Raw genomic sequence first — 1,268 nt, 5'->3', positions numbered from 1 at the left:
TACCGGAAAAAATGGTGAAACAGACTCAAGCCGTATGGAGGCAACTACATCATACTCGGAATTTATCCGATCGCTATATAGCCAATGCCCTGGCGCCAGTCAATGAGCTAATAGAGCGTTTTATTTATCGGTTACATCATGAAAGTGATGATATGTTTCGAGTCTCCCATGGGACTAATTTCGATAAAATAAACCGTATAAAGGATCATGAAATTATTAAGCAGGCGGATAAGTTACCTAGTTATTATCGAAGATCGGGTAATAAATTAAAAGCAATAGACAACTTAGATAATGAATATAAAAAATTAATAACTAAAGGTTATCCTGATATTTCAGAAAATGGATTAGGTCCATTAAACAAGGGTTTTAAAACTTTCCACGATTTAGCAGCAACAGAGTTACCAGCAGGGACTAAACTTGCGCGCGTCATTGATCCGAAAAGCGCTGATAACTCAACATGTTGGATGCGGATTGAAGAGTTTGAAAAATTAACCTCACGCGCAGAGTGGCGTGAAAAATATGCGGTGCTGACAGGATGGAATGGTAATGGGGAATATATTACCTATACCGTACCAGAAGGAAAAACCTTAAAAGTCTGGGAAGGGAAAGCTGCATCTCAAGAAATTGATGAAACAGTTTATTATATTCCTGGTGGCGCGGTGCAAATTGTTGTTGACCCCAAACATTTAGAGCGTTCACATATTAGTGGACGTAAACCAACTAACTGGGGCTATGGTGAAATTAATTATCAAGATAATGGGATCACCTATCTGGGCGTTCCTGATTTAACCAAAAATATTGGTAATTGGTTTAAAATAAAAGAGGAATAGAAAATGGGCATATTACATCCACAAGAGTGTTATTTACTTGAACAAACTATTACCGTTGATGCATATAAAAAACGGTATGAACACTACAAAAAAGCGATAGAGATTGCCGAAAGTCGATATTTAGAGATTATGCGGCATATTCCAGCAGATTACCGCAATCGCGCGATTAACCAACAATTAGATATAACGTGGGGCAGTTGTGTACTGCCTAATTTACGGCGAACCCTAAACTATTTAGAAGAAGCCTATATTTTACGATTACATAATGACCTTAAAGCCTACCCTTCTGGTGGTAGAATTGGCAGTGACGCTAAAGGCATGTATATGGATATGGGCGTCGATACGAGCTGGTTGGGCAATGAGGCTGAAAAGCAATTCCACCTTTATTTTTCTAAAGCTCGTAATTTGGATGATAATATAAGAGGAACAACAAGAAAT

At 38.1% G+C, this 1,268-nt stretch carries 2 pseudogenes; both read left to right on the top strand.

Going from position 1 to position 1,268, the window contains the following annotated elements:
• Positions 1-830, top strand: a pseudogene (locus O970_RS09020) (hypothetical protein); the annotation flags it as partial.
• Between the two features lie 3 nt (positions 831-833).
• A pseudogene (locus tag O970_RS09015) lies at positions 834-1,268 on the top strand (hypothetical protein); the annotation flags it as partial.

Source organism: Candidatus Schmidhempelia bombi str. Bimp (assembly GCF_000471645.3).
GTDB lineage: Bacteria > Pseudomonadota > Gammaproteobacteria > Enterobacterales > Orbaceae > Utexia > Utexia bombi.
The sequence above is the reverse complement of the archived record's forward strand: the minus strand, read 5'-3'. Positions and strand labels throughout refer to the sequence as shown.